Raw genomic sequence first — 17,827 nt, forward strand, 5'->3', positions numbered from 1 at the left:
ACCAAAGCAGAACGCCGCTCCGACAGATCGCGGAGGTCTGTCGAAGGCGGGGTGGGTCCGGTTGAGGGGGCGTGAGCGCCATGGATGGCGCGGCCGAGGCTACATGGACGTGTTGACGCCGCCCCCCTCAACCGGACCCACCCCGCCATCCCACGGAATGCCCGCTTTTGACGTTGACGTCAGCAGGTGCAGGGCTGCAAGCCCTGCAAACCCACCACCCCCTCTCAGTACAGCGTGCGCTCCGGCGCACCTGCCGGCGGCGGGGTGTACTGGTACAGCCAGGTCTCGGTGAGCGTCTTGCCGCCACTGCGCAGGAACAAGCGGATGTCGATCTGCTCGGTGCTGTTTTCCGGCGGCACCAGATCGAACATCGCACGGTAGCCGTCGATCTCGCGCAGCGGCCGTGCCGACACGATCTCGACCCGGCCACGGCTGGCTTCCACCACCGCCTCGACGTCGGCCTTGTCGATCAGCGAGGCCAGCTCGCCCCCCTCGAAGTCCACCGCGAAGCGCCAGCTGAAGTACTCGCGCTTCTTGCCGACCACGCCGCCCAGGCCGGTACGGCTGGCCACGCAATGCGCCAGCGGCGGTCGTGCCGGCGGTTCGGCGCCCCAGTACAGGCGGTAGCCCACCAGCAGTTCCTGGCCCGGCTGCGGCTTTTCCTTCGGGTTCCAGAACGCCACGATGTTGTCGAAGGTCTCGTCCACGGTGGGAATCTCCACCAGCTGCACAGAGCCCTCGCCCCACTCGCCCTTCGGTTCCACCCACAGGCACGGCCGCTTCTCGTAGAACACGCCGTCGTCCTGGTAATGGTCGAAGTTGCGGTCGCGCTGCAGCAGACCAAAGCCGCGGGGGTTGCGGTCCACGAACATGTTGAAGCGCAGGTTGCGCGGGTTCAGCAGCGGCCGCCAGATCCACTCACCGGCACCGGTCCACAGCGACAGGCCGTCGGTATCGTGGATTTCCGGACGCCAGTCCCAGCCCATGCGGCGGTCGTTCTCACCCACCTGGTACATGCTGGTGCACGGTGCGATGCCCAGGCGTTCGATCGCCTTGCGCGGATAGAGCGCGCTGTCGATGTCCATCAGAAGCACGTCACCATTGGTGATCGCGAAGCGATAGGCGCCGGCCACGCTGGGCGAATCCAGCAGGCCATAGACCACGATCGTCTCCGAATCGGCCGACGGCTGTTCCAGGTAATAGGCGATGAAATCCGGGAATTCCTCCGGCTTGCCCATGCCGGTGTCGATCGCCAGGCCACGCGCGGACTGGCCATACTGGCCCTCCTTGCCGACCGCGCGGAAGTAGCTGGCGCCAAGGAAGGCGGCAAAATCGCGGTCCGTATCCTTGCGGGTGTTCAGGCGGAAACCGGCGAAGCCGAGATCGGCCGGCAGCTCGCCGTCCTTGATGCCGCTCTTGCCGTAGTTGAATGCAGCGCCGTCGTAGGCCAGCTCCTGCGCCTTGCCGTCGACCACGTCGAACATGCGCACCGGCGAATGGAAGTACAGGCCCAGGTGGAAGAACTTGGCCTGGAACTTGCCCGGCTGGTCCGCCCACAGGGCATGGTCCTGGCGGTAGCCGATCGACTGGTACTGGTCCCAGTCCAGTCCCTCCAGGCGGCCCGGCAGCACGCGCTTGTGGCTCTTGTAGGGCGCCTGTGCCAGCGCGCGCGCCTGGCCCTTCAGGGTGGCGAAGTCGAACGGCTGCGGCTGGCCGAGGCGGCGCAGGCCCATCTGGCCGCTCTTGCTGGCCGCGCACGCGGGCAGGGACGGCAGGCCGAATGCAGCCAGGGCGAGGGAGGCATTGCGGATGAAGTCGCGTCGTTGCATGCAGGCGCGTCAGGCACAGGAGGAAGGTCGGCCATCATAGGCAGACAAACGTTAACGGGCAGCGGAGACGTGCCCTGCCCGTTCAGCTGCCGCTGGCCGCCCGTTTCAGCGCTGGCAGTGGCTGCACCAGACGCTGGCGCGCTGGCCGATGGTGGCGTGCTTGAGCGCGCGGCCACAGTTCGGGCACGGCAGCCCGTCACGGCCATACACCAGCAGCTCCTGCTCGAAGTAGCCCGGCGCACCGTCGGGGCTGATGAAGTCGCGCAGGGTGGTCCCGCCCCGCGTGATCGCGTAGCCCAGGATCTCCTTCACCGCATCGGCCAGGCGCTGGTAGCGCTCGCGCGAGATCTTCCCGGCCTCGCGCAGCGGGCTGATGCCGGCCTTGAACAGGCTTTCGGCAGCGTAGATGTTGCCCACGCCCACCACCACCGCCTGGTCCATCAGGAAGGTCTTCACCGGCGCGCTGCGGCCCCGGCTGCGGGCGAACAGGTAATCGCCGTCGAAGGCATCGTCCAGCGGCTCCGGGCCCAGCCCCTGCAGCAGCGGGTGGATCTCGCCAGCCGGCTGCCAGAGCAGGCTGCCGAACCGGCGCGGGTCGTTGAAGCGCAGCAGGCGGCCGTTGTCCAGGCTGATATCCACATGGTCGTGGGCACGCAGCGGCGTATCACCGGGCAGCACGCGCAGGCTGCCGGACATGCCCAGGTGCAGCACCGCGCTGCCGATGGCGGTATCCAGCAGCAGGTACTTGGCGCGGCGGCGGATGTCCTCGATGCGCTGCCCGGGCAGCAGCTCGGCCACTTCCGGAGGAATCGGCCAGCGCAGGTCGGCGCGGCGCAGGATCACACCATGCACGCGACGGCCCTGCAGGTGCGGCGCCAGGCCGCGGCGGGTGGTTTCGACTTCGGGCAATTCAGGCATGGGTTGATTCTACGCCCGCTCAGCGGGGCGGCGCGGACAGTTCACGGGCATCGAGGAAGCCGTCGCCGTTGGCATCCTGCTTATGGAAGCGCTGCACGATCACCTGCCGCTGCTGCTCGCGGGTGATCGCCCTGCCCTTGCCGCCGGGCAGCTCCTCGGCGCTCAGCACGCCATCGCCATTGCGATCCATGCGGTCGAAGGCGTACAGCATCCACTGCACGTACTCGGTTTCGCTGACCTTGCCATCGCCGTCACTGTCCATGCGCTGCAGGTACGTGGCGGTGTCGCTGACCTGCGCCGACGCGGCCAGCGGCAGCAGGCACAGCAGCGCAACCGGCAACGGCCTCACGCGCCCACCAGGCTGTAGCCCTTCAAGCGTGCGGCGTAGGCCTGCAGCGCCGCGATGCCGCTTTCCTCGGCCTCGCGGCACCAGGCCTGCAATTGATGCAGGCGCTCGGCGGCATCGTGGCCACGCGCTTCCAGCAGCGCGGCCAATCGCCCGCGGTACTCGACCAGGGTGCGGATGCGCGGGCGCTGTGCGACCCACTCGCTGAGCTGGGCACGACTGTCGGGCTTCAGCCAGCGGCCGTCGTTGACCAGGCCGCGGCGCAGCCGGCGCGGCAGCAGGCGACGCAGTTTGGCCCCGGCGTGTGCCGCCTCCTCGCGCAGGGCGGGCATGAACACGTTGCGCTGGTAGTCGGTCATCGCCTGGAAACGGTGTGACAGCAACGCCTTCAGGGTCTCGGCATCGGGCACGGCGATGTTCGGGCGCACGTCCATGGCCGGCGCCACCCGCAGCACCTTGGCCAGGCGCAGTGCCTGCAGCAGGCGGATCGCGCTCCAGCCGATGTCGAATTCCCAGCGCCGCATCGCAAAGCGCGCCGAGCTGGGGAAGGCATGGTGGTTGTTGTGCAGCTCCTCGCCGCCGATCCAGAACCCCCACGGTGTCAGGTTGGTGGAGGTATCGGCCGATTCGTAGTTGCGATAGCCCCACCAGTGGCCGAGGCCATTGACCACGCCGGCCGCCCAGAACGGAATCCACGCCATCTGGATTGCCCACAGGGCCACGCCGGGCAGGCCGAACAGCACGCTGTTGATGGCCAGCAGCAGCACCGGGCCGAGCGTGGCATGCGGGGTGTACAGGTGGCGCTCGATCACGTCGTCCGGGGTGCCGCGCCCGTACTGTTCGATGTCCGCGCGCATGCCGCGCGCTTCGCGGTACAGCTCCACGCCGTGCCAGAACACCTTGCCGATGCCGCGGGTGACCGGGCTGTGCGGATCGTCCTCGGTCTCCACCTTGGCGTGGTGCTTGCGATGGATGGCGACCCACTCACGGGTGATCATCGAGGTGGTCAGCCACAGCCAGAAGCGGAACACATGGGCCAGCGCCGGGTGGAAATCGACCCCGCGATGGGCCTGGCTGCGGTGCAGGTAGAGGGTCACCGAGAAGATGGTGATCTGGGTGAAGACCAGCAGCACGGCCAGCATGGCCCACCACCCCAGGCCGAGCACACCGCCGGTCAACAGGGACATCAGCGCATCAGGCATGTCGTCTCTCCGGGTCGACGCGGGGATGGCAGACATGATGGGCGCTTGCGTTGCAAACTGCATCCCTGCGGCGGCGATTTCGACCGCCTTCCGTGGCACCGTTCACAGTTGGGGACCTGAGTTGTCGAGCCTTGATCCACGCGCCAGCGCCGTTGCCGCTGCCCCGTCACCCGCGGAGCTGCCTCCCTTGATCGAGCTGGACCGCGCCACCGTGGTGCGCGGCCAGGTGAAGGTGCTGCACGCGCTCAGCCTGCGTATCGCACAGGGCCAGCACACCGCCCTGCTCGGCCCCAACGGCTGCGGCAAGTCGACCTTCATCAAGCTGATCACCCGCGAGCTGTACCCGCTGGCGCAGGGTGACGGCTCGGTGGCCGTGAAGGTGCTGGGCCAGAACCGCTGGCAGGTGGATCGGCTGCGTTCGCAGCTGGGCATCGTCACCGGTGACCTCAGCAGCAACCTGGCCGACATGCCCGGGCTGACCGTGGAGCAGGCGGTGCTGTCCGGCTTCTTCGCCAGCTACGTGGTGCCAGCCTTCCGCGAAGTGACCGCCGACATGCGCGCGCGCGTTGGTGAAACGCTGGCGATGACCGGCGCCCTGTCGCTGCGCGAACGCGCCTATGCCGAGCTGTCGGCCGGCGAGACCCGCCGCGTGCTGATCGCGCGCGCGCTGGTCAACCGGCCGCAGGCCCTGCTGCTGGATGAGCCCTCCACCGGCCTGGACCTGGTCGCCCGCGAGCAGCTGGTGGCGACCATGCGGGTGCTGGCCCAGCAGGGCATCACCCTGGTGCTGGTGACCCACCACATCGAAGAGATCATTCCCGAGATCGAGCGGGTTGTGCTGCTGCGCGACGGCCGCGTACTGGCCGACGGCACACGTGCCGAACTGCTGCGCAGCGAACCACTGTCGGCGGTGTTCGGCGGCGCCATCACCGTATGCGAGCAGGATGGCCGGCTGACCGCATACGCGGGGTAAGGCGACGGGCTCGGAAACCCGCGGCGGTAGAGTCGACTGTCAGTCGACTATCGCGCGCAGCGCGGGATTTTTGCGACCTGGGCGAAAGGCAGTCGACTGACAGTCGACTCTCCCCCCCGGCAGGCCGTCGCGTCATGATGTCAATGCAGCGGGCCGGAACCCGGCCCGCTGCCTCCCTTGCTCAGAACCGCAACGCCAGCGCGCGCGATTCGATCGGTGCCATCCGGCTCTGGTCCTGCAGCTGCAGGTCGCGCAGCTCGTAGGGCGCACCGAAGCCGGCCGGCAGCGCAGCCTGGTCGAACGGCAGCACCAGCTGGCCCGCACCCGGGCCATCGAACCACGCCGCCGCATGTGCCTGCGCCACCGGCTTCAGCTGGCCATCGCGACCGCTGGCATACAGCGTGCCGCGTGCCTCGTAGCGACCGGCGGCCGCCACCTGCAGCGGCAGCGCCACCTGCCGGCTGGACGGGTCCGGTGCCGCCTGGCCACTGAAGCGGGCGGTCGGCCGCGCCACCGCGAAGGCAACCTTGCCATCGCGCAGCACGCCGTCGGCCTGGGCGAACACCTGCAGTTCCCACAGCCCCTGCACGGTGCCGGCATCGGCCGGGATCCGCACCTGCGCGCGCAGGCTGCCATCGGTGGTGCGCAGCAGCCGCTGCGGCCAGCTGCGGCCATCGGGTGCCACCAGCAACGCTTCGCCACCCAGGCTGCCGCGACGCGAGGCCAGCGTCGCGGTGGTGGCACCGTCTTCCAGCAGGCGCGCCTGCAGCTGCAGGTTGCCACCGGCCAGCACCTGCCCCTGGCTGGCCTGCACCTCCAGCCGCAGCGGGCTGTTCGGTTCCAGCACCTGCACCACGTAGCGGCCCTGGGCCTGCGCGCTCTGCAACGTGTAGGCGCCCACCGCACTGCTCGCGCCGGTACGCAGCATGCTGCTGCCATCACGCACCGGCATGCCGGCATCCTGCAGCGCGCGTGCATCGACACTGCGCGCCACGCTGCTGCGGCCGGCCGGGTCGCGCACCTGCAGGGTGCTGGCCGGCACTGCGCGCGCACCTTCAGCGGGACTCAGCTGGATCACCGCATCGGCGGCCGTCAGCGGCAGGTCCAGGCCGCGTTGCAGCTGCGCGCCATCGACCTGCTGCCAGTAGCTGCGGCTGACCGAGGCATACGGCGTGGCGGCCTGCAGCGGTTGCGCCGGGTCGAGCGCCCAGGCAAACGACAACGGCGCGTGTTCGCTTTCATCAACAGGCAGCGGCGCGGCCACCAGTGCGGCAGGCACCTGATCGCCCGCGCGGGCGGCTTGCAGCGGCTGTGCGGCCTGCGCCGCGGACAGGGAAAGGGACAGCACCGCCAGCACCGCGCTGGCCAGCAGGGTGGAATGGATCGTCATGGTCGTCTCCCTCACTGGGTCAGGTCGTTGCGCAGGATCGTGCCAAGGCCGAAGCACTCGCGGCGGCTCTGGTTGTGGCTGAGCGGCTCTGCGCCCTGGGTGCGCTGCTTGTCGGTGAACCAGGTGGTGCCGGCAGCCTTCTGGCTGCTGCACTCCAGGAAACCATCGGAGCAGGACGACAGCCAGTTCTGGGTGAATTCCAGGCCGACATTGGCCGGATAGCCGCCGCAGTAGCTGTTGCTGTCCCACACCGCCGATTCGACATCGCTTCCGACTACTGCGCGGAAGGGTTTGGGTAATGCGGGGCGGCCGGCAGTGCCGTACAGGTTCTGCGCGTTGTAGGTGGCCATGCTCGCCACCTGCTGCTGGCGCACCGCGTCGTTCTTGTAGCCCAGCAGCCAGCCCAGCGAGGTTTCGAAGGTGTTGCCGTTGAGCACCGCATCGGCCAGCGGCGTGCCCGCCGAAGACGGTGCCAGCGCGTTGACCTTGCGCACCGTGCGGATGATCTTCGGGTAGCGGCTGTCGTAGGTCGGGTTGGACAGGATCCAGCGCATCACGTTGCCGCCGTTGGAATGGGTGATCACCACCAGCTGGGTGATGCCACGGCTGTCGATGAAGCCGGTCAGCTGGTTGGCCAGGCAGCCGGCGGCTTCCGGCTTCCACATGTACTGGGTGAAATCGCAGTTGATGACGACGTAGTTGCTGCTGTTCGGCAGGCCCTGGCGCACGGTATCGATGATCGCCGGCTGCCAGTAGTCCTGGGTGGCATTGGTCTGCGCGCCGGTGCCGTGCACGAAGGCCACGCCCACCACGTCGGCGGCCTGTGCCGGCAGTGTTGCCAGCCCGAGGAGCAGGGCCAGGACGGTACTTCCTGTTGCGGTGCTGCGCATCGCTTCTCTCCCTCTGTCAGCGGATCCCCCCGACCCGGCTGTGACTGTATGGCCTCGGTGCTTGCCATTGCGACGATGCTCATGGCGCAGGCGCGTGAAAGTCCGTGCGCTGCGCCCGGATTCAGGAGACTGACGTCAAACGATGACGCTTTTCATATCGCGGCAATGACCATGCCGGGTCTGGCCGTATGACCGATGGCCACTGCGGTGTCGTATGGGGGCTGCGATCATGGCGCGATGTTTTCTCCCCGGAGCCTGTCCATGTCGCTGATTTCCCTCCCTGCCCGCCCGCTGCTCGGCCTCGCCGTCGCGGTGGCGCTGGCCGGTTGTGCCGCCACCGCCGCCAAGCCGACCGCCGTCGAAGCCAACATCACCACCAAGGCAGTGGGTTACCTGGACAAGGACGCAGTACCGGCCAGCCTGGACCTGGTACCGGCGCCGCCGGTGGCCGGTTCGGCCGCCCTGGCGCTGGACGAACAGGTCAGCCGTGAAGCCCGCGCGCTGCGTGGCAGCCCGCGCTTCGCCCAGGCCGGCGTCGATGCCGAACTCGGCTTCCCGGAAGGCGCCAACCACTTCTCCTGCGCCGCCGACATCGATGTGGACGCAGTGAAGACCCCGGCGCTGTATCGCCTGCTGGAACGCAGCCGGATCGACGCCAGCGCCGCCACCAAGGCCGCCAAGAACCGCTACCAGCGTCCGCGCCCGTTCATGGTCAACGGTGAGCCGACCTGCTCGCCGAAGGACGAGGACGGCCTGCGCAAGAACGGTTCCTACCCGTCCGGACACACGTCGATCGGCTGGGCCTGGGCCTTGATCCTGTCGGAGATCGCGCCGGATCGCGCCGATGCCATCCAGGCCCGTGGCCGCAACTACGGCGAGAGCCGCCTGGTGTGCAACGTGCACTGGCAGAGCGACATCCTGGAAGGCCGCTTCATGGGCGCCGCCGCCGTTGCACGCCTGCACGACAACGCCGCGTTCAACAAGGACCTGCTGGCCGCACGCAAGGAAATCGCTGCCGCGCGCATGGCCGGCCTGCATTCCAGCCGCGACTGCGCTACCGAGAATGCGGTGCTGAAGGTGCGACCGCAGAGCGCGTTGTAAGCCAACGCCGGATGGATCGTTGCCGGCCCCCCGCCCGCCCAACCGATGGGTGTGAAGCAGAAGGGCCGGCATTGCGCCGGCCCTTCTTCATTGCACTATCGCAGCAACCGCATCAGAACTTCGCGGTGAACTCCACGCCCCAGGTGCGCGGCTCGTTGAGGAAGCCGGTCAGGTTGTTGAAGTCGATCGCACCGACCACGCGGGTCTGGTTGGTCAGGTTGCGGCCGAACACGGCCACGTCGTACTGGCCGTAATCCCAGTTGTAGCCCAGGCGCAGGCCGCCCTCCAGCGAGCTACGGCCGCGGAATTCCGGCGACTCGTAGATGAAGAAGTTCACCGCGCTGCGGTAGGCCCAGTCGGTGTAGGCGTACAGTTCGCTGCCATCGCTGAGCGGGAAGCCAACGCGCAGGGTCGCGTTGTGGATCCACTTCGGCGCCTGCGGCAGCGGGTTGCCGTTGACCAGCGCATAGGTCTGGCCGTTGATCACCGTGGTCGGGTCGGTGATGGTGCAGCCACCGCCACAGATCGCCACCGCCAGGTTCTTGTCCTTGATCTCGGTGTCGTTGTAGCTGCTGCCGAAGGTCAGCAGGACGTTGTCGGCCAGGTAGGCCTCCAGGTCCAGCTCCACGCCCTGGCCGATGGTCTTGTCGGCGTTGAGCAGGGTGGCGATGTTGTTGGTGCCGCCCACCGCGATCAGCTGCTGGCCATCGACGTTGTAGCGGAACACGCTCAGGCCCAGGCGCGCGCGGCGCTCGAACAGATCAGCCTTGATGCCGGCTTCGTACGAGATCACCTTCTCCGAATCGGCCTGCGACAGGCCCGGCGCGAAGGCCAGGCGGCCCTGGATCGACGGCGCGCGGAAGCCCTTGGCCACGCGGGCATAGGCGTTGATGTCGTCGGTCAGCTTGTACACGCCGCTGACATCCCAGCTGACGTCGTTGACGTCGGTGTTGGCCAGGTACGGGCCGCTGACCGGGGTACCGAACGGGACGGCCTGCAGCACGCTGGCGCTGAAGTCCTTCTTGTCCTGGGTGTAGCGCACGCCGGCACGCAGCTTGAAGCGGTCGGTGACATCGAAGTCACCCGAGGCGAACACCGCCCAGGCCTTGTTGCGCTGGTTCTGCACCACGTGGCCGGTCTGCGGGTTGCCCGGGGCCAGCGAGTCGTAGTTGAAGTTGTTGATGGTCACGTCTTCATCGAAGTAGAAGACGCCGGCCTGCCAGTCGAAGCGGCCCCACTCGTTGGACTCGATGCGGAATTCCTGCGTCCACTGGCGGTGGTGCGGCAGGCCGTCGGCCGATTCGGACGAGAACGGAATCAGGCCCGGGCCGTAGTTGCCGGCCCCCAGGAACGCCGCACCGTAGCCACCGTCGATGTCGCCACGGTTGAGCGATTCGGCGGTCTCGTAACCGGTGATCGAGTGCAGGGTTACCGAACCGAGGTTCCACTGCAGGCGCGCGCTGCCGCCCCAGGTCTTCAGGTCGGAGAAGTTGACGCCATCGTTGGCCACCTTGTCGCGGTCGAAGTTCTCGACCAGCGAGTTGCCACCCTTTTCGATGATGTTGGCGCGGAACAGGCGGGCGGTGCCGTTGAGCTTGCGCTTGTGCAGGTTGAACAGCGCTTCGAAGTCATCGCCTTCGTACAGGAACTGCACGCGGCCGGCGGCTTCGTCATAGCCTTCGAAGCCACTGTTGGGCGCGCCGACGCGGGTGTTGTCGACCCAGTCGTCGCGGCGCTGGTAGATCGCCGAGACGCGCGCCGACCAGCGGTCGGTCAGCGGGCCGCCGTAGGCGCCCTGCACGTTCCAGCTGTTGTAGCTGCCGTAGCCAACGCGGATGTAGCCATCGGCGTCCTGCGACGGGCGCGCCGAATCGAACTTGACCACGCCGGCCGGGGTGTTGCGGCCGAACAGCGTGCCCTGCGGGCCGCGCAGCACTTCCACGTTGGCCAGGTCGAACAGCGGGAAGCCCTTCAGCAGCGGGCTTTCCTGCACCACGTCGTCATACACCAGCGACACCGGCTGCGAGGCATTGAGGTCGAAGTCGGTGTTGCCCAGGCCGCGGATGTAGAAGCGCGGGAAGGCACGGCCGTAGGACGATTCGATGTTGAGGCTGGGCACGCGCGCGGCCAGGAAGCGGATGTCATCGCCGGCCGAGCCGAGCACATCCAGCTTCTCGCCCTGGATCGCGCTGACCGCAACCGGCACGTCCTTGGCGTTCTCGACGCGGCGCTGCGCAGTGACCTGCAGGGCATCGAGGGCAACCGGATCCTTGGCGGCGGGGGTTTCCTGGGCGGCTGCTACCAGCGGCAGCAGGGCGGAAAGAGCGGCAACGAGGGGGCGCGCGACCGGAAATCGGCCACGGGAAGTGCGGGTCGGAGACATGGCGGTAGGCTGTGTTTGGAGGGGTGGTAAAACGGCGCTACCAGATAATTGTTGCAATACAGCACCTGCGCCGCAAATGCCGGCTGTTCATGGCACCGTTGCGTGCGACTGTCCGGGCCCCGGTTCCGAGCGCGGCACGGCGTGCCCGGCGATTCACTGAATAGGCAGTTTCCGCACCCTGCCCCGCCTGCCGTGGCTTCGGTATGCTGGCGCCCTTTCCCGATTCCGGCGCCGCGAGCGCACTGCCGATGAGCCTGTTCCGCCCCCGCATGCTGCTGTCCGTCGCCCTGATCGGCCTGCTGGCCGGGTGCGGCGGCGATCCGGTCCGCCCCACCCCGCCACCGGCACCGACCGTGGTGCCGCAGGCCAAGCCGGTGAAGATCGGCATCGCGCTCGGCGGCGGCGCGGCCAAGGGCTTTGCCCACATCGGCGTGATCAAGATGCTGGAAGCCAACGGCTTCGAGCCGGTGGTGGTGTCCGGCACCAGCGCCGGCAGCGTGGTTGGCGCCTTGTATGCCAGCGGCATGGACGCCTTCCAGATGCAGAGCAAGGCGGTGGCGCTGGACGAAGCCAGCATCCGCGATGTGCGCCTGTTCTCCGGTGGCCTGGTGCAGGGCCAGAAGCTGCAGGACTACGTCAACGAGCAGGTTGCCAACCGTCCGGCCGAACGCCTGAAGAAGCCGTTCGCTGCAGTCGCCACCCAGCTTGAAACCGGCGAACGCGCGATCTTCGTGCGCGGCAACGTCGGCCAGGCGGTGCGTGCATCCAGCAGCATTCCCGGCGTGTTCGAGCCGGTCAAGATCGGCGGCCGCAACTACATCGATGGCGGCGTGGTCAGCCCGGTGCCGGTGGACGCCGCGCGCCAGCTCGGCGCCGACTTCGTAATCGCCGTGGACATCTCCAGCAAGGCCAGCGGCAAGGCACCCACCGGCATGCTCGGCATCGTCAACCAGTCGATCTCGATCATGGGCCAGCGCCTGGGCGAACAGGAACTGGCGCGCGCCGACGTGGTGATCCGGCCGAAGGTGCTCGACATCGGTGCCGCCGATTTCAGCCAGCGTGGCACCGCGATCCTGGAAGGCGAGAAAGCCGCGATGGCGGCGATGCCGCAGATCCGCGCGAAGATCCAGCAGTTGCAGAAGGCACGCGCCGCCGCAGCGGCACCGGCCCCGGTCGCCGCGCCGAAGTGCGAGGAAGCCTCGCGCCTGGGCAAGCTGATGGGCCGCAAGGACAAGTGCTGATCGCCCTGCCGCGCCGCCACTGAGCGGCGCGCGGCTCAGCGCGCGGGGCGATGGCCCGCCGCGTACTGGCGCTCCTGGCGCATCTGCTCCCTGCCCTGCTCGTGCTCGGCCGCGCTCAGCTGCAGCTGCGCCATCGCATCGCCCGGCAGCCACAGCTGCCGGCTGGCCCGGGTCATCGCCACATAGGCCGCGCGCACCGGGCTGTGCCGCGAAGGCTTGCCGGCGACGGCCTTGAAGCAGCAGTCGGACATCGAAACGACATCGAACTGCAGGTTCTTGGCATGTTCGGCCAGGCACAGCACGATCTGGCTGTCCTCGGCAGGAACCAGCGCCTGCAACGCCTGCATGATCCGCTGCCCGCCGTCGCTGCGGGTGAACAGGTCGGCCAGGCGCCCTTCACCACGCGCCACGAACTGTTCGACCACCCGTTCCCAGGGCCGCAGGGAGCCGCCCTGGCGCACCACGTTCCACGCGTCCATCGGCTCGCGCAGCGCGCTCTGCAGCGGTCGCAGCGTGGCCGGATGGATGTGCAGCCGCGCGCCCCGTGCATGCAGGCGCACCGCATCCTCCATCAGCCGTACGACGTCGCCGTAGATGCGGATGCCGCTGTCGGGCACCTGTGACCAATCGGCGTACTGCAGCAGCCCCGTGGCGCGATCGGTGGCGCCGGCAAAGGGCTCGGCATCGCCGCCCTGGTAATCCATCGCCAGCGTCTGGTTGACCAGCGCGTCGACCTGCCGGCCCTGGCGCACCGACTGGTGCATCTCCACCCGCTTGGCCGCCTGCCAACGGTGCACGTTTCCGCTCAGGCGCTGGTGCGGATCGCCCAGGCTGACCACGCCCGGCGCATGCGTGGCCAGCAGCTGCCGCCAGGCGGGACTGAGATCGTGTGCCTCGTCGATCAGCAGCATGCCCAGTTCCAGCGGCGGTGCAACGCCCTGCAACCACAGCCACTTGCCGATATGCGCCGCGGTCAGGCTGAGGCAACCTCCGCGCTGGACACCGGCATCGAACATGCAGCGCCACACGTGCTCGGCCGCCGCAATGTAGGGATCGGCATTGATCATCGCCCAGTGCACCGTGCGCTTGAAGTGCCACGCTTGCAGGCTGGCCGCCGACGATGCGCACCACTGGCTGATCGCATCGAGTGCGGTACGCAGCACCTGTTCCGGCGTTCTGCTGCCGATCGGCTGCAGGCCGATCCGGTCGGCGATGACGCGCGGCGGCAGCGTGCTGACGCGGTAGGTGGCGACGAAGCCCTGCGTCCTTCCGCTGCGCGCGGCGTGCTGCGCGAGATGGTTGGCGAACTCGATCTGGGTCATCAGCCGCCTGGCGGTGCTGGCCGGCACGCGAACGCGGAAGGCTTCCACCTGCCCTCGCGACGGCGCGATGTAGGTGTATCGGCCCGGCCGCGCGTCCATCAGCGCCAGCACCAGATGACCCTTGCCGGTGCCGGCGTAGCCATCGAGGTCGATCAGTTCATCCGGGTTGGCGGCGATGGCCCGAAGCACGCGGGCCTGTTCGGAGGTGTACAGGCCATGATGTCCGTATGCCCGCGCGTCCGCCGCCATCGCACCGCCAGGGGCCTGCGCGTCGTCTTCGTCGTCGCTGCCGAACGCGGCCGGAAAGTGGATCTCCTGTTCGGTCAGGGTCTCCTGGCAGGCCAGCTGCAGGGCCCGCCCCGGATAGGCCAGCGGCGATTGCGCGATGAAGTCCTGCAGGATCTCCGCCGGGGCCAGCAGCACGCCATGGGCGGCCAGCGCGGCCAGCCAGGCGTCCAGTTCCGGTTGTGCGCCACCACCGGCGCCCGCCAGCTGTTGGCCCGCGTCCTCGTTGCCGGCAAACAGCACGCAGGCGTCGTGCAGCAGGCGTTCGATCTCGGCCGGTGCATGCAGTCGCGTGCGGCACAGCTGCGCTGCCATCAGCCCGGCCTGTTCCAGCGCGGTCTGCGGCGGGTTGCCATGGGCGATGTAGCGCGCCAGCGACTTGCGCTGCAGCGGCAGGAAGGTGGTGGTAAGCACCGGGTGCTGGAGTTCGGACATGCCTGGAGCCGGAAAGGAACGCTGCGCCGTGCGCAGGCCGGTGATGCTCGGCTACCCGCCCGGCCGCGTCAAATCGCGACGGCACCTATTCCAGCTGCGACAGCGGCAACGCTTGGAAACCCTTCACCGTGCGCAGCACGAAGCTGGAATTGGCGTCGGCGACGCCCCCGGCATTGAGCAGGCGGTCCAGCAGGAAGTGCGAGAAGTGCTCCAGGTCGCGCACGTAGACGTGCAGCAGGTAGTCCATGTCGCCGGTCAGCGCATGGCAGGCCACCACTTCGTCCCAGGCCTGCACGCTGTCCACGAAATGGGCGATGGCCGCCTGGTCGTGTTTTTCCAGCTGCACCCGCACGAAGGCCTGCAGGCCCAGCCGTAGCTGCCGTGGCTCCAGCCGCGCGCCATAACCGACGATCACGCCCTCGCTTTCCAGCCGCTGCAGGCGGCGCAGGCAGGCCGAGGGGGAGAGGTTCACCCGCGTCGCCAGTTCGGCGTTGGTGGCGCGCCCATCCCGCTGGATTTCGGCCAGCAGACGTATATCCGTGCGATCGAACTGGACTTCTCCGGCCATTGTTGCCCCGCAACATGGTGAGTACGCAAGGATATTGCGCCAACAAGACCAATCGACGCAACTTTTGCAACCCTGTTGCGCGCCGCCTGCCCTAGCATCGTGGGTATCCCCTAAAGGAGCGTCCCATGGATCTCGCCCAGCCCCGCCGCGTCGAACACCAGCAGACCGACAAGGGCTACGTGCCGGTGTACACCACCACGCTCGTCGAGCAGCCGTGGGATACCTACAGCGCCGACGACCACGCCACCTGGAGCACGCTGTACCAGCGCCAGCGCGAGCTGCTGGTCGGCCGCGCCTGCCAGGAGTTCCTGGATGCGCAGGACGAGATGGGCATGAGCGCGCACATGATTCCGCGCTTCGAACAGCTCAACGAAGTGCTCGGCGCCGCCACCGGCTGGACCCTGGTCGGCGTCGAAGGCCTGCTGCCGGAACTGGATTTCTTCGACCACCTGGCCAACCGCCGTTTCCCGGTGACCTGGTGGATCCGCCGCCCGGACCAGATCGACTACATCGCCGAGCCGGACCTGTTCCACGATCTGTTCGGCCACGTGCCGCTGCTGATGAATCCGGTGTTCGCCGACTACATGGAGGCCTACGGCCGCGGTGGCGTCAAAGCCCACGCGATCGGCCCGGATGCACTGCAGAACCTCACGCGCCTGTACTGGTACACGGTGGAGTTCGGCCTGATCGACACGCCCGATGGTCTGCGCATCTATGGTGCCGGCATCGTGTCGTCGAAGGGCGAATCGCTGTACTCGCTGGAATCGGCCGCGCCCAACCGCATCGGCTTCGACCTGCAGCGGATCATGCGCACCAAATACCGCATCGATACCTTCCAGAAGACCTACTTCGTCATCGACAGCTTCGAACAGCTGATGCAGGCGACGTCGCCGGACTTCACCCCGATCTATTCGGCACTGGCCGACCAGGCCCATCTGCCGGCGGGCGATGTGCAGGGCGACGACCGCGTGTTCCAGAAGGGCACCGGCGAAGGCTGGGCCGACGGCGGCGACGTGTAAACACGCGGTCGCGCAGGTAGTCTGCGGGACATGACTGATGCTTTTTCTGCCTTCCGCGTAACCGACGTCGCCTTCAACGACGACTTCATCCTGCTGACCCTGGCCGATGGCCGCCGCACCCGCCAGCCACTGCGCTGGGCGCCCGCGCTGTTCGAAGCCACGGCCGAGCAGCGCGCGCACTGGGTCGCCACCGCCAACGGCCTGGGCGTGAACTGGCCCGCCCTGCTGCCGCCGCGCGAGGAAGGTGTAGTCGATATCCCCAACCAGGTGTGGGATGACCGCTACGAGGCCGCGCTGGCGCGCCTGAAGGCGGCCGCGTGGACGCTGGATGCGCTGTCCGATGAAGACCAGCAGCTGGTGGCGCTGTGGCGCATGGAAGCGGACATCAACAACGGCGGCTTCATGCAGTTCCTGTGCAACTGGGGTGACCCTACCTGCCAGCTGGCGCTGCGTGCGCTGCAGGCGATGGGCGCGGTGCAGACCCACGCGATCCTGGCCGGCATGCGCGGGTTGCTTGACCGGCTGGAGGACGACCCGGCAATCACGCAGCTGCACGACCTGTATGGCGCGATGACCGAGCAGGAGCAGGATGCCCTGCATGCCTTTGACGAAGCGTATTTCGAGCGCCCGGAAGACCTGGCGAGGTTGGGGCTGAAGCACTTCGGGCCGGAGCCGTTGTAGAGCCAAGCCGAGCGTAGGCTCGACTCTACCGATCACCGCAGCCCGTGTAGAGCCGAGCCCACGCTCGGCTGCGTTTCGATCACTGCGGGTACACCACCAGCACCACCAGATCTTCCTCCCCCACCTGCTGCAACGCATGCGTGCTGCCCGCGCGGGTCAGCAGTGCATGGCCCGCGCGCACGTCGTGCCGCTTTCCATCCAGCACGTAGCTGCCCTGCCCGCTGACGATGTAGTAGATCTCATCCTTGTGCTGCGGGTGCAGGCCGATGCCGGCGCCCTTGTGCAGCACCCGCTTGCGCAGCACGAACGGCAGATTCGCCGCGCCAGCGAAGAACGGATACGCGGTGGTCGGCCCTGCACCACCGTGCGGGCCGGGCTGCGTACGCGCAACCGTGTCTTCGTGCAGCACCTGCGAGGGCCACTGCGCATCGGCGCCCTGCCCTGCGCCCGTTACATCGCAGTCGATGTCACGCACCAGCGCCGGTTGCAGCGCCGGCAGCAGCGGCACCGCCTCGCGCAGCACCAGGCAGGCCACCGCATTGGCACCGGCCACGCTGAAATGGGTGCCGTCGGCCTGGTTCTGCTCCGGCACGAACAGGAAGTACGGTCGTGCCCCCTGCTCGCCCAGCGCGCGGATCCAGCGTGTGCTTCGATCGTTGAGGTCGATCAGCGCGACGTGCTCGCGCGCCGCCACCTGCTGCATGGCCAATGTGTAGCGCGCGTGCGTGTCCAGCAGTGAACCGAAGTCGTACAGCAGTCGCGCCACTGGCGTGACCAGCACCGGCGTGGCGCCCCTCTCGCGCGCCACCTGCACGTAGCGCATCAGCAGGCGCGGATAGTCAGTGCCTGGGTCGGTGTAACGCGTGCGGTCTTCGAACTTCGCATCGTTGTGGCCGAACTGGATCAGCAGCACGTCGCCGCGGCGCAGCTCGCTGGCGATCGCCTCCAGGCGCCCTTCGTCGATGAAGCTGCGCGTGCTGCGCCCGCCCTTGGCGTGGTTGTGTACTTCGAAGCGCGCCGGGTCCAGGTAGCTCTGCAGCGCCTGGCCCCAGCCCGCCTGCGGCGCACGCTCCCGCCCGTACTCGGCGGCGGTGGAGTCACCGGCGATGAACAGCCGCACCGGCGCCGCCTGCGCGGTGGTGCACGAGAGCAGCAACAGCAACAATACGTTGCGCATGGCGGAGCCCCTGTAGTGCCGGCCGCTGGCCGGCAACCTCATGAACGATGGCGGGTGTCCCGTAGTT

15 protein-coding genes are annotated in these 17,827 nt (G+C 68.1%); 5 read left to right on the forward strand and 10 right to left on the reverse strand.

What is annotated here, in order from left to right; genetic code table 11:
- Positions 1–224: 224 nt before the first annotated feature.
- The 4 genes from ACMZPQ_RS12610 to ACMZPQ_RS12625 all read right to left on the reverse strand — a co-directional run bounded on the left by ACMZPQ_RS12610 (position 225) and on the right by ACMZPQ_RS12625 (position 4,295).
- Positions 225–1,829, reverse strand: a complete 1,605-nt coding sequence (locus ACMZPQ_RS12610; protein ID WP_197583939.1) for an OpgD/OpgG family glucan biosynthesis protein — start codon at positions 1,827–1,829, stop codon at positions 225–227.
- A gap of 105 nt (positions 1,830–1,934) precedes the next feature.
- Positions 1,935–2,747 carry a bifunctional DNA-formamidopyrimidine glycosylase/DNA-(apurinic or apyrimidinic site) lyase gene (gene mutM / locus ACMZPQ_RS12615; RefSeq protein ID WP_005421105.1) on the reverse strand — a complete coding sequence of 271 codons (813 nt, stop codon included), beginning with the start codon at positions 2,745–2,747 and terminating at the stop codon, positions 1,935–1,937.
- Positions 2,748–2,766: 19 nt separating this feature from the next.
- Positions 2,767–3,087: an EF-hand domain-containing protein gene (locus ACMZPQ_RS12620; RefSeq protein ID WP_414486103.1), complete on the reverse strand. Its 321-nt coding sequence runs from the start codon at positions 3,085–3,087 to the stop codon at positions 2,767–2,769.
- Positions 3,088–3,092: 5 nt separating this feature from the next.
- Positions 3,093–4,295, reverse strand: coding sequence for a DesA family fatty acid desaturase (locus ACMZPQ_RS12625; RefSeq protein WP_197583938.1), 1,203 nt, complete (start codon positions 4,293–4,295; stop codon positions 3,093–3,095).
- On the opposite strand from ACMZPQ_RS12625, the gene ACMZPQ_RS12630 reads away from it, so the two are divergent.
- The gene (locus ACMZPQ_RS12630) at positions 4,294–5,268 is read left to right on the forward strand and encodes an ABC transporter ATP-binding protein (RefSeq protein ID WP_312648110.1); all 975 of its coding nucleotides are present in this window, start codon (positions 4,294–4,296) and stop codon (positions 5,266–5,268) included. The genes ACMZPQ_RS12625 and ACMZPQ_RS12630 overlap by 2 nt on opposite strands.
- A gap of 181 nt (positions 5,269–5,449) precedes the next feature.
- Here the strand turns inward: ACMZPQ_RS12630 and ACMZPQ_RS12635 are convergent, their stop codons facing one another.
- A complete protein-coding gene (locus ACMZPQ_RS12635) occupies positions 5,450–6,658 on the reverse strand; it encodes a DUF4785 domain-containing protein (protein WP_197583934.1) in 1,209 nt (402 codons plus the stop codon).
- Between the two features lie 11 nt (positions 6,659–6,669).
- The gene (locus ACMZPQ_RS12640) at positions 6,670–7,548 is read right to left on the reverse strand and encodes a hypothetical protein (RefSeq protein WP_197583933.1); all 879 of its coding nucleotides are present in this window, start codon (positions 7,546–7,548) and stop codon (positions 6,670–6,672) included.
- A 261-nt stretch (positions 7,549–7,809) separates the two neighbouring features.
- Between ACMZPQ_RS12640 and ACMZPQ_RS12645 the strand changes: the two genes are divergently transcribed.
- The gene (locus ACMZPQ_RS12645; RefSeq protein ID WP_197583931.1) at positions 7,810–8,649 is read left to right on the forward strand and encodes a phosphatase PAP2 family protein; all 840 of its coding nucleotides are present in this window, start codon (positions 7,810–7,812) and stop codon (positions 8,647–8,649) included.
- Positions 8,650–8,761: 112 nt separating this feature from the next.
- Here the strand turns inward: ACMZPQ_RS12645 and ACMZPQ_RS12650 are convergent, their stop codons facing one another.
- Entirely contained in the window at positions 8,762–11,032 is a 2,271-nt protein-coding gene (locus tag ACMZPQ_RS12650) for a TonB-dependent receptor domain-containing protein (protein WP_197582690.1), read from the reverse strand.
- A 248-nt stretch (positions 11,033–11,280) separates the two neighbouring features.
- Here ACMZPQ_RS12650 and ACMZPQ_RS12655 point away from each other — a divergent pair, with 248 nt between their 5' ends.
- Positions 11,281–12,273 (forward strand): patatin-like phospholipase family protein, encoded by a 993-nt coding sequence (locus ACMZPQ_RS12655; RefSeq protein WP_197582691.1) that lies wholly within the window; start codon positions 11,281–11,283, stop codon positions 12,271–12,273.
- A gap of 35 nt (positions 12,274–12,308) precedes the next feature.
- On the opposite strand, the gene ACMZPQ_RS12660 is transcribed toward ACMZPQ_RS12655, so the two are convergent.
- Both ACMZPQ_RS12660 and ACMZPQ_RS12665 read right to left on the reverse strand, forming a co-directional pair.
- Positions 12,309–14,315, reverse strand: a complete 2,007-nt coding sequence (locus tag ACMZPQ_RS12660; protein WP_197582692.1) for a hypothetical protein — start codon at positions 14,313–14,315, stop codon at positions 12,309–12,311.
- An 85-nt stretch (positions 14,316–14,400) separates the two neighbouring features.
- The gene (locus tag ACMZPQ_RS12665) at positions 14,401–14,883 is read right to left on the reverse strand and encodes an Lrp/AsnC family transcriptional regulator (RefSeq protein WP_312646859.1); all 483 of its coding nucleotides are present in this window, start codon (positions 14,881–14,883) and stop codon (positions 14,401–14,403) included.
- Positions 14,884–15,008: 125 nt separating this feature from the next.
- Between ACMZPQ_RS12665 and phhA the strand changes: the two genes are divergently transcribed.
- On the forward strand, positions 15,009–15,902 hold the full coding sequence (gene phhA, locus ACMZPQ_RS12670) for a phenylalanine 4-monooxygenase (protein ID WP_197582694.1): 894 nt from the start codon (positions 15,009–15,011) through the stop codon (positions 15,900–15,902).
- Between the two features lie 30 nt (positions 15,903–15,932).
- Positions 15,933–16,583: a DMP19 family protein gene (locus ACMZPQ_RS12675; RefSeq protein ID WP_197582695.1), complete on the forward strand. Its 651-nt coding sequence runs from the start codon at positions 15,933–15,935 to the stop codon at positions 16,581–16,583.
- Between the two features lie 79 nt (positions 16,584–16,662).
- On the opposite strand, the gene ACMZPQ_RS12680 is transcribed toward ACMZPQ_RS12675, so the two are convergent.
- Entirely contained in the window at positions 16,663–17,760 is a 1,098-nt protein-coding gene (locus tag ACMZPQ_RS12680) for a GDSL-type esterase/lipase family protein (protein WP_197582696.1), read from the reverse strand.
- Positions 17,761–17,827: the final 67 nt, after the last annotated feature.

Origin of the sequence: Stenotrophomonas maltophilia (assembly GCF_047497515.2) — a bacterium.
Lineage (GTDB): Bacteria > Pseudomonadota > Gammaproteobacteria > Xanthomonadales > Xanthomonadaceae > Stenotrophomonas.

Coding starts and splice junctions, on each gene's coding strand:
- ACMZPQ_RS12610 (WP_197583939.1), bottom strand. CDS start 1,829: ATGCAACGACGCGACTTCATCCGCAATGCCTCCCTCGCCCTGGCTGCA.
- ACMZPQ_RS12635 (WP_197583934.1), bottom strand. CDS start 6,658: ATGACGATCCATTCCACCCTGCTGGCCAGCGCGGTGCTGGCGGTGCTG.
- ACMZPQ_RS12655 (WP_197582691.1), top strand. CDS start 11,281: ATGAGCCTGTTCCGCCCCCGCATGCTGCTGTCCGTCGCCCTGATCGGC.
- ACMZPQ_RS12680 (WP_197582696.1), bottom strand. CDS start 17,760: ATGCGCAACGTATTGTTGCTGTTGCTGCTCTCGTGCACCACCGCGCAG.
- ACMZPQ_RS12630 (WP_312648110.1), top strand. CDS start 4,294: ATGTCGTCTCTCCGGGTCGACGCGGGGATGGCAGACATGATGGGCGCT.
- ACMZPQ_RS12665 (WP_312646859.1), bottom strand. CDS start 14,883: ATGGCCGGAGAAGTCCAGTTCGATCGCACGGATATACGTCTGCTGGCC.
- ACMZPQ_RS12650 (WP_197582690.1), bottom strand. CDS start 11,032: ATGTCTCCGACCCGCACTTCCCGTGGCCGATTTCCGGTCGCGCGCCCC.
- ACMZPQ_RS12640 (WP_197583933.1), bottom strand. CDS start 7,548: ATGCGCAGCACCGCAACAGGAAGTACCGTCCTGGCCCTGCTCCTCGGG.
- ACMZPQ_RS12645 (WP_197583931.1), top strand. CDS start 7,810: ATGTCGCTGATTTCCCTCCCTGCCCGCCCGCTGCTCGGCCTCGCCGTC.
- ACMZPQ_RS12625 (WP_197583938.1), bottom strand. CDS start 4,295: ATGCCTGATGCGCTGATGTCCCTGTTGACCGGCGGTGTGCTCGGCCTG.
- ACMZPQ_RS12660 (WP_197582692.1), bottom strand. CDS start 14,315: ATGTCCGAACTCCAGCACCCGGTGCTTACCACCACCTTCCTGCCGCTG.
- ACMZPQ_RS12675 (WP_197582695.1), top strand. CDS start 15,933: ATGACTGATGCTTTTTCTGCCTTCCGCGTAACCGACGTCGCCTTCAAC.
- phhA (WP_197582694.1), top strand. CDS start 15,009: ATGGATCTCGCCCAGCCCCGCCGCGTCGAACACCAGCAGACCGACAAG.
- mutM (WP_005421105.1), bottom strand. CDS start 2,747: ATGCCTGAATTGCCCGAAGTCGAAACCACCCGCCGCGGCCTGGCGCCG.